This window comes from Noviherbaspirillum soli (genome assembly GCF_015352955.1).
Lineage (GTDB): Bacteria > Pseudomonadota > Gammaproteobacteria > Burkholderiales > Burkholderiaceae_D > Noviherbaspirillum_A > Noviherbaspirillum_A soli.
Genome location: NZ_JACYOX010000039.1, coordinates 35,170 through 49,911 on the forward strand (window position 1 = coordinate 35,170; position 14,742 = coordinate 49,911).

A 14,742-nucleotide genomic window follows, 5' to 3' on the forward strand; every position below is an offset into this window, starting at 1 on the left:
AGACATAGAGGAGACAGAACGAAGTATAGAAAGCCTGCGTCCTGTCCGCCAATTCCGATTTGCGATATCAGTTATGTTGCCGCTGAATACTGTGCGCTGCTTGCATTACGCCGCGCGGCGCCGGCCGCGCTTGGGCGCGAGCATGGTCTGGCGGCAGTTCGGCTGGCCGCACAGGCACTGGTAGGCGCGCTTCACCGCTGGCGTATGCCGGCCTTCCAGCACCAGGCCGTAGTCATAGTTCAGTTCCTCGCCGCGCTGGATGTCGCGCAGGGTGTAGATGAAGATGCGGTTGTTTTCCTCGCGTGCCTCGCAGTTAGGCGCGCAGCTGTGGTTGATCCAGCGGACATCGTTGCCGCCGCTGGCGCCATCGATCATCTTGCCATTGCCGAGGGCGAAGAAAAACGTGTGGTAAGGATTGTCGGGGTCCAGCCCGGTGCGCTTCTCCGCCTCCTTCTCGGTGATGATTTCACCAATGTATTCCGACACCAGCTTGCCGGCAGGGATCTTGCGTCTTGCGAATACGCCGTTGCCATGGATCTTGGAATGGCGCACGACGATGGAGGGTATCGGTTCCGGGACAGGCACGGCGGCGGGCTTGGATCGGGTCATTGAACTTGGCTTGGTGATGGCGTCATGGACGGGTTGAAAGGAGGACGACTGCGACAGGAAAAATTGTAAGACAAAGTTTCAGACCGGATGCAGCACATACGGAAATGCCATGATAAATTTTCTGTCCCGGCCTTGTTTTAATGCATCGCGATGATAACCCGGCATGCCTTCAAGAACAGGCGTGAAAAACGACATGAGCGCATCATGTTTGCGTTCGCCGTAACCAGCGATCCGGCCAGTGACGAGAGCATCAATGCTTGATGCAATGATTCGGATAATATGCAAATATGAATCCGGTTTTCATCGCGGTGCCAAGGGCGCGCGCGGCACTTCGCAGTGGTGGGCTCATGCGCGTCGGATGCACGGCGTGGCTCTGGAAATAGATCAAGTTTTCCGACAGGGCCAATGCTGATAAAAGAAAGAACGCGTATTATTGAATTGCGGGGCAGAAAGCCAGCTTCTGCACAAGCGTTAGCTGACGATAGATTCACTTCAAAGGAACCATGCAAATGAAAATCTTTGAGAACTATGCGGCACGATATGAAAGGACCCGTGAGGAAGAGATGTCGGTCCAGGAGTATCTGGATCTTTGCAAGCGCGACCGCATGGCTTACGCCACCGCGGCTGAAAGGATGCTGGCAGCCATAGGCGAGCCTGAGCTCCTGGACACCCGGCATGATCCGCGGCTGTCCCGCATCTTCGCCAACAAGGTCATCAAGATTTACCCCGCGTTTCGCGAGTTCTACGGCACCGAGGAAGTTATCGAGCAGGTTGTTTCCTACTTCCGCCATGCGGCGCAAGGCCTGGAAGAGCGCAAGCAGATCCTGTATCTGCTGGGCCCGGTCGGCGGCGGCAAGTCGTCGATCGCCGAAAAGCTCAAGTCCCTGATGGAGAGCGTTCCGTTCTATTGCATCAAGGGTTCCCCCGTCAATGAATCGCCGCTCGGCCTGTTCAATGAACAGGAAGACGGCGTGATCCTGGAAGAGGATTACGGCATCCCGCGCCGCTATCTGCGTTCCATCCCCAGTCCCTGGGCCGTCAAGCGCCTGCACGAGTTCAACGGCGACATCAACCGCTTCCGCATCGTGCGCCGCTATCCCTCGGTGCTGCGTCAAGTGGCCGTGGCCAAGACCGAGCCGGGCGACGAGAACAACCAGGACATCTCGTCCCTGGTCGGCAAGGTCGACATCCGCAAGCTGGAAGACTATTCGCAGGATGATCCGGATGCCTACAGCTATTCCGGCGGCCTGTGCCTGGCCAACCAGGGCCTGCTGGAATTCGTCGAGATGTTCAAGGCGCCGATCAAGGTGCTGCATCCGCTGCTGACCGCCACCCAGGAAGGCAACTACAAGGGCACCGAAGGCTTTGGCGCGATACCGTTCGACGGCGTCGTGCTGGCCCACTCCAATGAATCGGAGTGGAAGGCCTTCAAGAACAACAAGAACAATGAAGCGTTCCTGGACCGGATCTATATCGTCAAGGTGCCGTACTGCCTGCGCGTGACCGACGAGATCAAGATCTACGACAAGCTGGTGCGCAACTCCTCGCTGGCCGATGCGCCCTGCGCGCCCGGCACGCTGAAGATGATGGCCCAGTTCGCGGTGCTGTCGCGCCTGAAGGAGCCGGAGAACTCCAGCATCTTCAGCAAGATGCAGGTCTATGACGGCGAGAACCTGAAGGACACCGATCCCAAGGCCAAGTCGCGCACCGAATATGCCGACTATGCCGGCGTGGACGAGGGCATGACCGGCCTGTCCACTCGCTTCGCGTTCAAGATCCTGTCCAAGGTCTTCAACTTCGACAGCACCGAGGTCGCGGCCAACCCGGTGCACCTGCTGTATGTGCTGGAGCAGGCGGTCAGCCGCGAGCAGTTCCCGCCGGAGACGGAGCAGAAATACTATTCCTACATCAAGGAATACCTGGCGCAGCGTTACGTTGAGTTCATCGGCAAGGAGATCCAGACCGCCTACCTCGAAAGCTATTCCGAATATGGCCAGAACATCTTCGACCGCTACGTGACCTTCGCCGACTTCTGGATACAGGACCAGGAATTCCGTGACCCCGACACCGGCGAGAGTTTCAACCGCGACTCTCTGAACAGCGAACTGGAGAAGATCGAGAAACCGGCCGGCATTTCCAATCCCAAGGACTTCCGGAACGAGATCGTCAACTTCGTGTTGCGCACCAGGGCGCAGAACAATGGCAAGAACCCGGCATGGACGGGGTATGAGAAATTCCGCACGGTAATCGAGAAGAAGATGTTCTCCAATACCGAGGAACTCCTGCCCGTGATCTCGTTCAATGCCAAGGCCAGCGCGGACGACGCCCACAAGCACAAGGAGTTTGTCGAGCGCATGGTCGCCAAGGGCTATACGCCGAAGCAGGTGCGGCTGCTGTGCGAATGGTATTTGCGGGTAAGGAAGTCTTCGTAAGCAGGCAGGCTTTCCTGCTCGCGGGCTTGCATGACTGGCCCTGCTCTTGCTAGTTTATGGGGTAGGGCCAGACGTATCTTCCGCTGACGCCCGTCGCGCGCCATCGGAACCCGGCAATGCCGGGCGGATGATGTGGTAGACCGGAAGCGACGGTTCCGCGTTTGCCTCGGTAGCATGAGCAGGAGACCATATTGACTTACCTCATCGATCGGCGTACGCAGAGCAAGAACAAGTCCGCAGTCAACCGCGAACGCTTTTTGCGGCGCTACAAAGGTCAGATCAAGCAAGCGGTGGAGCGTGCCATCAAGGGGCGCTCTATTACCGATATCGCCAGCGGCGAAAAGATTTCCATCCCGGCAAAGGATGTGAACGAGCCGACCTTTGGCCATTCCCATGGCGGAATCTGGGAAGTCGTCAATCCGGGCAACGAGGAGTATGTAAAGGGCGACCGGGTGGCGCGTCCGCGCGGTGGCGGTGGTGGCGGCGGTGGCGGGAAATCGGGCAATAGCGAAGAAGTTACGCAAGATGATTTCGTCTTCGAACTGAGCCGCGAAGAATTCATGAATTACTTCTTCGAGGATCTCGAGCTTCCGAACATGGTCAAGAAGCAGCTCGCTTCCACCACCGAATTCAAGAGCCACCGCGCCGGCTATACCACCTCAGGCACGCCGGCCAATATCCATGTGCTGCGCTCCCTGCGCGGTGCGCTCGGGCGGCGCATCGCGATCGGCGGCAAGCATGGCAGGCGCCTGGCACGGGCCGAGGAAGAACTCGAGAACCTGTTGCTGATGGCAGAGGAAGACCATCCGGAAGTGATCAAGCTGCGGCACGAGATATCGCACCTGAAAACCCGGATCAATGCGATTCCCTTCATCGATCCTTTTGATTTGCGCTACAGCAACCGGGTCAAGACGCCCAAGCCGTCCAGCCAGGCAGTAATGTTCTGCGTGATGGACGTGTCGGGTTCAATGGATGAGCAGCGCAAGGACACCGCCAAGCGATTCTTCATCCTGCTGTACCTGTTCCTGACGCGCGCCTACGACAAGATCGAGGTGGTGTTCATCCGCCACCATACCGCCGCCACCGAGGTGGACGAGCACGAGTTCTTCAATTCCCGCGAGTCCGGCGGCACGGTGGTGTCGTCCGCATTGCATCTGCTGCAGCGTATCCTGCATGAGCGTTATCCCAGTGGCGACTGGAATGTGTACGTGGCGCAGGCGTCCGATGGCGACAACTGGGACAAGGACTCGGTCAATTGCCGCCAGATACTGAGCAGCGCGATCCTGCCGGCGGTCCAGTACTACGCCTATGTGGAAATCACCGACGGCGCGCCGCAGAATCTGTGGCATGAATATGCGCAGGTGGCGACCCAGCATCCGCATTTTGCAATGCAGAAAATCGAGTCGCCGGCGGATATCTACCCGGTGTTCCGCGAGTTGTTCAAGAAGCAGCCGAAATGAGGGCAGCCCCATGAGCCAAGTGATAGACAAGCCCGTCCATGCACGCCGCCTGCCGGAGCAGTCGGAATGGACCATTGAACTGATCGAACAGGCGCACGAGGAAGTGCGCCGCGTCGCCGCCGAGTTCGGCCTCGACACCTACCCGAACCAGCTCGAGATCATTACCGCCGAGCAGATGATGGATGCCTACGCCTCCGTCGGCATGCCGGTGTCCTATAACCACTGGTCCTTTGGCAAGCATTTCCTGACGACGGAAAAAGGTTACCGGCGCGGCCAGATGGGCCTGGCCTACGAGATCGTCATCAATTCCAATCCCTGCATCGCCTACCTGATGGAGGAAAACAGCCTGATGATGCAGACGCTGGTGATTGCCCATGCGGCCTATGGCCACAATTCCTTCTTCAAGGGCAATTACCTGTTCCGCACCTGGACCGACGCGGAAGCCATCATCGACTACATGCTGTTCGCCAAGAACTACATTGCCGAGTGCGAGCGGCGCCATGGCGTCGAGGAAGTCGAACTGCTGCTGGACTCCTGCCATGCGCTGCAGAACTACGGCGTGGACCGCTACAAGCGGCCGGCCAAGCTGTCGATGATGGAGGAAAACGCCCGCCAGGCCGAGCGCGAGCAATATCTGCAGAGCCAGATCAATGATCTGTGGCGCACCTTGCCGCGGCGTGAAGAGTCGTATTCCTCGATTGCCACCCCAGCCGCACGCTTCCCCAGTGAACCGCAGGAAAACCTGCTGTATTTCATCGAGAAGTCCGCGCCCCTGCTGGAACCGTGGCAGCGCGAGATCGTGCGCATTACCCGCAAGATTTCGCAGTATTTCTATCCACAGCGCCAGACCCAGGTAATGAACGAGGGCTGGGCCACCTTCTGGCATTACACCATCCTGAACCAGCTCTATGACGAAGGCATACTGAGCGACGGCTTCATGATGGAATTCCTGCAAAGCCATACCAACGTGGTCTACCAGCCGCCGATCAACAGCCCGTACTACAGCGGCATCAATCCCTATGCGCTGGGTTTCGCGATGATGCGCGACATCCGCCGCATCTGCGAAAACCCGGATGACGAGGACTGCCACTGGTTCCCCGACATCGCCGGCAGCGACTGGCGCAAGACGCTGGACTTCGCGATGCGCAATTTCAAGGATGAAAGCTTCATTGCGCAATACCTGTCGCCGCGGCTGATCCGGGAATTCCACTTCTTCTCGGTGCTGGACGACGACCATGACGACAAGCTGACCATCTCCGCCATTCACGACGATGCCGGCTACCGCTATGTGCGCCAGCAGCTTGCTGCGCAGTACAACCTGGGCAATCGCGAACCCAATATCCAGGTGTGGGCTGTCAACACCCGGGACGACCGTTCACTGACCTTGCGCCATACCCAGTTCCAGCGCCGGCCATTGAGCCAGCAGACCGACGAGGTGCTGAAACATGTGGCACGCCTCTGGGGTTTCGATGTGCGCCTGGAAACGGTCGATCCGAAGGGCAAGGTGCTGTCCACGCACGAGTGTCGTACCGACAAGCGTTACCGCTGATGAAAGTTCGGCGAAGTAACATGTAATTCCTGCCGTTTTGCCGGCACATTCTTCCGGGCGCCTCTGGCGCCCGTTTCTTTTGCCTCTGGCATGACGCTTTTTCTCGTGGCACGGTGTTTGCAAATAGCTAACAGGCTTGCGGCGCGGGCATGAACCACTGTTGCCTGCGCCGGCAACTTCTCCATAACGAAAGGAAGCGACATGAACAACGACGACGTCATCTCGACATTGAACGACCTGATTGAAACCTGCAAGGATGGCGAGCAGGGCTTCCGTACCTGCGCCGAGGACATCAAGGATACGCAGATGAAATCCTTCTTTACGTCCCGCGCCCAGTCCTGCGCCGAAGCGGCCGCCGAACTGCGCAGGAAGTGCGCACGCTGGGCGGCAATCCGGAAACCAGCAGCAGCATCGCCGGCGCGCTGCACCGCCGCTGGGTCGACATCAAGGGCCTGGTGACCGGCAAGGACGATGAAGCCATCCTGAACGAGTGCGAGCGCGGCGAGGACGTTGCCAAGCGCAGCTACGAGACGGCGCTGGGCAAGGCGCTGCCGGCCAATATCAAGACCATCGTCGAGCGCCAGTACAACGGCGTGATGAAGAACCATGACCAGGTCAAGGCCATGCGCAACCAGGTACGCGCTGCCAAGGGCAATGCCTGAAGCTTGAGATGTGAAGCATGACGTACCCGGCGGGCGGTCCAGGCGACCGCCCTGCTGCGGTAAAATAGCGGCCTGCCGACCGGTTGCATGTAGCGCAACCGGTGCATTTCCACCGGATTCAAGCGCATGCTGCGACTCATCGATGTACAACTCCCCCTCGACCATCCCGAACCTGCATTAAAGCAAGCGGTGCTTGCGCGCCTGGGCATCCCTGCCGACGCGCTGCTCGGCCTGCATGTATTCCGGCGTGGTTATGACGCCCGCCGCAAGAGCGCCATTTCCCTGATCTATACCGTCGATGTCGAGGTGCGCGATGAAACCGCGCTGCTGCGGCGCCATACCGGCGACCGTACCGTGCAGCCCACGCCGGACACCAATTATCGCTACGTGGCCAAGGCGCCACCCGGCCTGGCCAGGCGGCCGGTGGTGATCGGCATGGGGCCGTGCGGCCTGTTTGCCGGCCTGATCCTGGCGCAGATGGGTTTCAGGCCCATCATCCTGGAACGCGGCAAGTCGGTGCGCGAGCGGACCAAGGACACCTTCGGCCTGTGGCGCAAGCGGGTGCTGCATCCGGAGTCGAACGTGCAGTTCGGCGAAGGCGGCGCCGGCACCTTTTCCGACGGCAAGCTGTGGACCCAGGTGAAGGACCCCAAGCATTACGGCCGCAAGGTGCTGACCGAGTTCGTCAAGGCCGATGCGCCGCCCGAAATCATGTATGTCAGCAAGCCGCACATCGGCACCTTCAGGCTGGTGAAGATGGTGGAGCTGATGCGCGCCACCATCGAGGAGCTGGGCGGCGAGATCCGTTTCGAGACCCGGGTCACCGACATGGAAATCGACAATGGCCAGATGCGCGCGCTGCATCTGTCCAGCGGCGAACGGCTGGAGGCCGACCATGTCGTGCTGGCGGTGGGGCATAGCGCCCGCGACACCTTTCAGATGCTCTATGACCGCGGCGTGCATGTGGAAGCCAAGCCGTTTTCGATCGGCTTCCGGATCGAGCATCCGCAGTCGCTGATAGACCGCTGTCGCTTCGGCGCGAATGCCGGCAATCCCATCCTCGGCGCGGCCGACTACAAGCTGGTGCATCACAGCGGCAACGGCCGCTCGGTCTACAGCTTCTGCATGTGTCCCGGCGGCACCGTGGTGGCGGCCACTTCCGAGCCGGGCCGCGTGGTGACCAACGGCATGAGCCAGTATTCGCGCAACGAGCGCAATGCCAATGCCGGCATCGTGGTCGGCATCACGCCTGACGATTATCCAGGCCATCCGCTGGCCGGCATCGACTTCCAGCGTCACTGGGAATCGCGCGCCTTCGAGCTCGGCGGCGGCGACTACAGCGCGCCCGGCCAGCTGGTCGGCGACTTCCTGGAGCAAAAATCGTCCACGCAATTCGGCACGGTGCTGCCTTCCTACAAGCCGGGCGTCAAGCTGGGCGACCTGTCGACCGCGCTTCCGGACTATGCGATTGCCGCGATGCGCGAGGCGCTGCCGATGTTTGACCGCCAGATCAAGGGCTTTGCGATGCGCGACGCGGTGCTGACCGGCGTCGAGACCCGCACCTCGTCGCCGATACGCATCCGGCGCCATGACGACAGCCTGCAGAGCATCAATACCCGCGGCCTGTTCCCGGCCGGCGAGGGCGCGGGCTATGCCGGCGGCATCATGTCGGCCGGCATCGACGGCATCCGGGTGGCCGAGGCAGTGGCGCTGTCGATCACGGGCGTGGCGCGCACGGCGTCATAACCAGCCCGACTTGCGAAAGCGCCGGTACAGGTAGAGGCAGATGCCCACCATGGCGGCCAGCGCCGTCGGATAGCCGTATTTCCAGTGCAGCTCGGGCATGTGCTCGAAGTTCATGCCCCAGATGCCGGCGAAGGCGGTGGCGACCGCGAAGATGGCGGCCCAGGCGGCAAGCCGCTTGTTGACCTCGCTCTCGTCGATGGCCACCATCGACAGGTTGACCTGGATGGCCGTGTTGATCGTGTCGCGGATCGCGTCGATGGAAATGTTGATGCGGTGCAGATGGTCGTAGACGTCGCGGAAGTAGTCGCCGCAATCCTGCACCGCGCGCGGCACCCGGCCGCTATGCAGCTTGCCGGCGGTCGCGGTCAGTGGGTTGACCGCGTGCCGGAAGCGCAGTACTTCGCGCTTCAATTCATACAGTTGCTCGATGTTGGCGCGCTGCGCGTCCTTCTCGAAGATCTGTTCCTCTATCGTTTCCAGGCGGTTTTCCATCGCGTCCATCACCGGGAAATAGCGGTCCACCACTGCGTCCATCAGCGCATACAGCACGAAGCCCGAGCCGTTGCGCAGCAGCTCCGGCTCGCGTTCGCAGCGGGCGCGCACGTCATGGAAACCGTGGCTGCTGTCGCGGCGCACCGACAGCACATAGTTCGGACCGACAAACACGGCCAGTTCGCCAATGTGCAATTCGCCGTCGACGATCTCTACAGGCCGCATCACGGCAAAAAGCGATTCGCCGTATTCCTCGATCTTTGGCCTCTGCTGCCCGACCAGAGCATCCTCGACAGCCAACGGATGCAGCTTGAATTCCGCGCGCATGCATTCCAGCTCTTCAACGGTGGCATCGGCCATGCCGACCCAGACGAAACTGTCGGGCAGGGCGAGGGCGTCGCTGATTTCCTCAACCGGTATATCCCCGAGCTTCTTGCCGTTCTGATAGGCAACGCAATTGATCAGCATCCCGCAACTCCGCAGTATCGATAAGCCATGAGCTTACATGGGCAGTATTGCAGGGAGCAAAGAAAAAAGGACCGCAAGCGGTCCTTGTCAATGCGCGGCGGGCGGATTACTTCTTCGCGCGGCCAGCGGCTTTTTCAGCTGCCTGGGAGAACTGGTTCACCACGTTGGTGGCGTTGGCGTTCATCGTGTCGGCTGCCTGGCGGGTGGTCTTGGTCAGCTGCTCGTAGGCGGCATTGGCGTTGGCGATCGCGGTCTTCAAAATGGCAATCGCGTTTTCCGATCCCGGCGGCGCGTTCTTGGCGATGTCCTCGATCAGCGCGGTGACCTTGCGCGTGGTCTCGGCGATCTGGGCTTCGGCGGCGCGGGTGAATTCGGCCTGGGCGTTGGAAGCGATGCTGGCCAAGTTGCGGCTGTAGGCAATCGCGGTCTCTGCGCTCGGCGGGTTCTGGGTGCTGACGGCAAAGAATTCCTGCGGGTCCTTGGCGGCCATCAGGCGCTGCGCCGTGGCGGTGGACTGCTCCAGCGATGCCTTGGCGGCGTTGACATTCAGTTCCACCAGCTGGGCGATGCTGGCGAAAGCCTTGTTGGTGAGTTCGGTGACGGCAGCGATCTGCTGGTCGAAGTTGGCTTTGGCTGCGTTGGAAATCTGGTCGTTATTGGGAAACATGTGATTCTCCTCGTGTGAATGAAGCTGTTATCAGCGCTGGCACAGCGGCGAAAAAGACTTGCTACAACAGAAAACCAGTTTATTGTGCAGCGCAACATGACCATTCTAACTGTTTGATTTTGTGTGTCAAGCACTAAATGGTGCGGCGCACAAAAACGCTGCGGCGTTACGGAGCCTGAGTGAATGCACAAGCCGTGCCTGCATTGCTGCGACGTTCTCCCAGGCAGTTGCGATATGCCTTGATCTGCCGCAGGTAAAGCTGGCGCGCCTCCCGCTCCGGCAATGCGGCCAGCCGTTGCGCCAGTTCGCGGCTGAACTGGAAATGCTGGTAATCGAGTGGCGTGTCCCAGTCGCCGCCCCATACAGTGAAGCCGGCCGCGGCGAACAGGCCGATCACGTCTTCGGCCATGCCGGACCGGGGCGGCTTGCCGGGCCGTGCGGCACGCCGGTTCAGGTAGGCCGCCCCGGCCGGCGGGCTGACCCGCACCGTGCCGTTGTCGCCCGGCTGCAGGAAAGGATTCTGCGCCGGATTGATATCGATGGCCAGGCCATAGGCATGCAGCGAGGGCGGACCGCCACCAGTGACCGCACGCTGGTTGAAGGCCGACGTATTGTTGTCGCGCATGGACGCTTCGTCGTCGCCGCCGTAATGGTCGATCAGCCGTGCCTGCGCCAGCGGAAAGCGGCGCCGATGCAGCGCATGGAATAGCTGGCTGACTTCCGGCGCGACGGCGTCCAGCACCATCAGTTCGCCGTCGTCACGCTTTGCGCCGGAAAAATCGATATAGGGAAAGCGCACTACGGTCAGCCGGTCGCAGCCGACCGGCGCCTGCTTGCGCAGCACGCGGCTGGCTTTCAGCCGTTCGCAGGCCGGCTGGTCCAGCGCGGCCAGCGCCGGCGCGGCCGGCAGCGCAGCGGTCGTCAATAGCAACGAGAAAAGACGAACGAACAAGGCACGATCCAATGAAAATCCATACAAATGTTTCATAAATGAAATTTTGTGAACGAACGTGCGGTTTTGCCAACCCCGTCCTATAATGTTCCGCAGCCTGTTTAAGACAAGAGAGAGCGAGACAATGAACACCACTCACTACAAGCACTGGCCGGCGGGCCTGCCTTACACTTTAACGCCGCCGGAAACCAGTCTCTACGTCAACCTGGAAATTTCGGCGCGCCGCTATCCCGGCAAGACCGCCCTGATCTTTTACGACGCCAAGCTGACCTACGCCGAGTTCGATGCACAGGTGCGGGCGCTGGCCGGCTACCTGCAGCAGGACTGCGGCGTCCAGCGCGGCGACCGGGTGCTGCTCAACATGCAGAACAGCCCGCAATTCATCATCGCCTATTACGCCATACTGCGCGCCGATGCGATGGTGGTGCCGGTCAACCCGATGCTGATGACGGACGAGCTGCGTCACTACGTCGAGGACAGCGGCGCGAAGGTCGCCATCACCTCGCAGGAAATCTTTTCCCGGCTGGCGCCGCTGGTCGGCAGCACCGGCCTGAAGCATGCGATCGTGTCCGCCTATTCCGACTACCTGCCCGAGCACACCGAACTGGCGGTGCCGGACTGGGTCAAGGCGCCGCGCGCCGCGCTGCAGGGCGAAGGCGTGGCGTCCTGGCATGATGCGCTGCAGGCTGGCCGCACGCCGGCGCCGCACCAGGCCGGGCCGGCCGATCTCGCCGTGATGCCTTACACCTCCGGCACCACCGGCAAGCCCAAGGGCTGCGTGCACCTGCACCGCTCGGTGATGGCATCGGCCGTCTCCAGCATCGCCTGGTCGATCGCCTCGGTGCCGGACCAGGTCACGCTGGCGGTGCTGCCGTTCTTCCATGTGACCGGCATGCAGGTCAGCATGAATGCGCCGATCTTCAACGGCGGCAGCATCGTGGTGCTGCCGCGCTGGGACCGCGATGTTGCCGGCCAACTGATCACCCGCTATGGGGTGACCACCTGGACCAGCATCCCGACCATGATGATCGACTTCCTGTCCAATCCGCGGCTGTCGGAGTATGACGTCTCCAGCCTGCGCCGGGTGTCCGGCGGCGGCGCGGCGATGCCGGCGGCGATCGCGCAGAAGCTGCTGGACCTGACTGGCCTGCAGTACATGGAAGGCTATGGGCTGTCTGAAACCATCGCGGCAACCCACACCAATCCGCCGCAAATGCTCAAGCAGCAGTGCCTGGGCATCCCGCTGTTCGGCGTCGATTCCCGCATCGTCGATCCGGCCACGATGGCCACGCTGCCGCCGGGCGAGGTCGGCGAGATCATCATGAACGGGCCGCAGGTGTTCGAGGGTTACTGGAACGACCCGGCCAAGACTGCCGAGGCGTTCACCGAGATCGACGGCAAGCGCTTCTTCCGCTCCGGCGACCTGGGCTACATGGACGAGGATGGCTTCTTCTTCTTCACCGACCGCTTGAAGCGCATGATCAATGCATCCGGCTTCAAGGTCTGGCCGGCGGAGGTGGAGGCGATGATGTACCAGCACCCGGCGGTGCAGGAATGCTGCATCATCGCTTCGCGCGACCCGTATCGCGGCGAAACCGTGAAGGCGGTGATCGTGAAGAAGCCCGCGGCCGAGGCCACGGCGGAAGACATCATGCAGTGGGCGCATGCCAAGATGGCAGCCTACAAGGTGCCCAAGATGGTGGAGTTCGTCGATGCGTTGCCCAAGTCCGCCACCGGCAAGGTGATGTGGCGCGCACTGCAGGAAAAGGAGATGGGCAAGTAATACCGATCACTATCCATAACGTCCCAGATGAAACGGATGGATTTTTGCGTATGGCAAGACGGGTGAGGAATCAATAGCCCAGCTATTGACGACGATCCCAATGCAGCCAGACGGAAAAAGCCGCCGTTTCATGGCACGTTATGGGTTGGGATTGGTATAAGCCGCGGCCCCGCTGACGGCCAGCCGTCAGCGGGCTGCGGGGCAGGCGCGTAAAATGCCGGTTTCGCCGCGCGCCCGCCTTCATGACCATACTGCTTTCCACCCTCAACGCCCGCTACGCCCACGCTTCGCTGGGCCTGCGCTATCTGCTCGCCAACATGGGCGAACTGCAGCCCATCACCTCGCTGCAGGAATTCGTGATCGGCGCCCGCACCACCGACCTGGTGGAAAAGCTGCTGGCCCACAAGCCCCGCATCATCGGCTTCGGCGTCTATATCTGGAATGTCGAGGAAACCACCAGGCTGGTGGCCTTGCTCAAGCGGGTTGCGCCGGAAGTGGTGATCATCCTCGGCGGGCCGGAAGTCTCGCACGAGCATGGCGAACAGGAGATCGTGCGGCTGGCCGATTACCTGGTGACCGGCTGGGGCGACGTCACCTTCCCGCGCCTGTGCCGCGAGGTGCTGCACGGACCCAAGCCATTGATGAAGGTGCATGCGGGCGAGCAGCCGCCGCTGTCGGACATCGCGCTGCCCTATGAACTCTATACCGACGAGGACATCGCGCACCGCACGCTGTATGTGGAAGCCTCGCGCGGCTGCCCGTTCAAATGCGAGTTCTGCCTGTCGTCGCTGGACAAGACCGCCTGGCCATTCGAGCTGGAGCGCTTCCTGGCCGAGCTGGAAAGCCTGCATGCCCGTGGCGCGCGGCTGTTCAAGTTCGTGGACCGCACCTTCAACCTGAATGTGAAGACCAGCCTGCGCATCATGCAGTTCTTCCTCGACAAGCTGGAAGCCCATCCCGATGATCCGGTCTATGCCCACTTCGAAGTGGTGCCCGACCATCTGCCGGATGCGCTGAAGGAGAGCATCCTGCGTTTTCCGGCCGGCACGCTGCAGTTCGAGATCGGCATCCAGTCCTTCAATCCGGAGGTGCAGACGCTGGTGAGCCGGCGCCAGAACAACGAAAAGGCGGCCGAGAACATCCGCTGGCTGTGCCAGCATTCGGAGGCGCATCTGCATGTGGACCTGATTGCCGGCCTGCCCGGCGAGGACCTGGAAAGCTTTGCGCGCGGCTTCAACAAGCTGTGGGCGCTCAAGCCGCATGAAATCCAGTTCGGCATCCTGAAGCGGCTGCGCGGCACGCCCATCATCCGCCACACCGAGGCCTTCGGCATGGTGTATGACCCGCATCCGCCGTACACCATCCTGGCCAACGACCGCATCGACTTCGCCACCATGCAACGCCTGGTGCGCTTTGCCCGCTACTGGGACCTGGTCGCCAACTCGGGCCGCTTCGCCCATACGCTGGACATGGTGCTGGGCGAGGCGCCGTTCGAGCGCTTCATGGCGCTGTCGGACTGGCTGTATGCCAATACCGATGCGACGCACCGCATCGCGCTGGACCGGCTGGCTGGCCTGGTCACGCGCTGGCTGGTGCTGCAGGGCTGGCCGGAGCCGGAGGTGCGCATGGCAATGGCACGCGACTATGCCGGCAAGACGCGGCATGCCGAGCCGGAAGGCAAGAAGGCGGCGCCGCAGCGGCAGGCGCGGCACCTGGAGAAGACGGCGTCGTAGGGGGGGCAGCTGTGGTTGCTGTAGTGACTGCAGTTGCAGTTGCAGTTGTAGTTGCCGTTGCAGTTGCAGTTGCAGTGAAGTCCCGTTGAGCGCGCCGTGTCAGCGGTGCCCGGAGCGGATAAGGTGCGGCGTCTGTCTGAGCCAAGCTTTGCTTGGCGAGTTTAGCCGCGCCCCGCTCCGGGTACCGCT

The 14,742-nt window shown here is 61.3% G+C and carries 11 protein-coding genes and 1 pseudogene; 7 read left to right on the forward strand and 5 right to left on the reverse strand.

Going from position 1 to position 14,742, the window contains the following annotated elements; all coding sequences use genetic code 11:
• Positions 1–105: 105 nt before the first annotated feature.
• Positions 106–609: an SET domain-containing protein gene (locus tag IGW04_RS21525; RefSeq protein ID WP_194715155.1), complete on the reverse strand. Its 504-nt coding sequence runs from the start codon at positions 607–609 to the stop codon at positions 106–108.
• 78 nt (positions 610–687) lie between these two features.
• Complete coding sequence (locus IGW04_RS21530) at positions 688–894, reverse strand: hypothetical protein (protein ID WP_194715156.1); 207 nt, start codon at positions 892–894, stop codon at positions 688–690.
• Between the two features lie 224 nt (positions 895–1,118).
• On the opposite strand from IGW04_RS21530, the gene IGW04_RS21535 reads away from it, so the two are divergent.
• The 5 genes and pseudogenes from IGW04_RS21535 (at position 1,119) to IGW04_RS21555 (ending at position 8,458) form a co-directional block, all read left to right on the forward strand.
• Positions 1,119–3,041: a PrkA family serine protein kinase gene (locus IGW04_RS21535; RefSeq protein WP_194715157.1), complete on the forward strand. Its 1,923-nt coding sequence runs from the start codon at positions 1,119–1,121 to the stop codon at positions 3,039–3,041.
• A gap of 191 nt (positions 3,042–3,232) precedes the next feature.
• Entirely contained in the window at positions 3,233–4,501 is a 1,269-nt protein-coding gene (locus IGW04_RS21540; protein ID WP_194715158.1) for a YeaH/YhbH family protein, read from the forward strand.
• Positions 4,502–4,511: 10 nt separating this feature from the next.
• Positions 4,512–6,050, forward strand: a complete 1,539-nt coding sequence (locus IGW04_RS21545; protein WP_194715159.1) for a SpoVR family protein — start codon at positions 4,512–4,514, stop codon at positions 6,048–6,050.
• Positions 6,051–6,251: 201 nt separating this feature from the next.
• Positions 6,252–6,712: pseudogene (locus IGW04_RS21550) on the forward strand (PA2169 family four-helix-bundle protein).
• A 126-nt stretch (positions 6,713–6,838) separates the two neighbouring features.
• Entirely contained in the window at positions 6,839–8,458 is a 1,620-nt protein-coding gene (locus IGW04_RS21555) for an NAD(P)/FAD-dependent oxidoreductase (RefSeq protein ID WP_194715160.1), read from the forward strand.
• Here IGW04_RS21555 and corA read toward each other — a convergent pair.
• The 3 genes from corA to IGW04_RS21570 all read right to left on the reverse strand — a co-directional run bounded on the left by corA (position 8,453) and on the right by IGW04_RS21570 (position 11,037).
• Positions 8,453–9,418: a magnesium/cobalt transporter CorA gene (corA, locus tag IGW04_RS21560; protein ID WP_194715161.1), complete on the reverse strand. Its 966-nt coding sequence runs from the start codon at positions 9,416–9,418 to the stop codon at positions 8,453–8,455. The genes IGW04_RS21555 and corA overlap by 6 nt on opposite strands.
• 106 nt (positions 9,419–9,524) lie before the next feature.
• On the reverse strand, positions 9,525–10,085 hold the full coding sequence (phaP, locus tag IGW04_RS21565; protein ID WP_194715162.1) for a TIGR01841 family phasin: 561 nt from the start codon (positions 10,083–10,085) through the stop codon (positions 9,525–9,527).
• 166 nt (positions 10,086–10,251) lie between these two features.
• A complete protein-coding gene (locus IGW04_RS21570) occupies positions 10,252–11,037 on the reverse strand; it encodes a M15 family metallopeptidase (RefSeq protein ID WP_228527299.1) in 786 nt (261 codons plus the stop codon).
• A gap of 124 nt (positions 11,038–11,161) precedes the next feature.
• Here IGW04_RS21570 and IGW04_RS21575 point away from each other — a divergent pair, with 124 nt between their 5' ends.
• The gene (locus tag IGW04_RS21575) at positions 11,162–12,820 is read left to right on the forward strand and encodes a long-chain fatty acid--CoA ligase (RefSeq protein ID WP_194715164.1); all 1,659 of its coding nucleotides are present in this window, start codon (positions 11,162–11,164) and stop codon (positions 12,818–12,820) included.
• Positions 12,821–13,062: 242 nt separating this feature from the next.
• On the forward strand, positions 13,063–14,553 hold the full coding sequence (locus IGW04_RS21580; RefSeq protein WP_194715165.1) for a B12-binding domain-containing radical SAM protein: 1,491 nt from the start codon (positions 13,063–13,065) through the stop codon (positions 14,551–14,553).
• Positions 14,554–14,742: the final 189 nt, after the last annotated feature.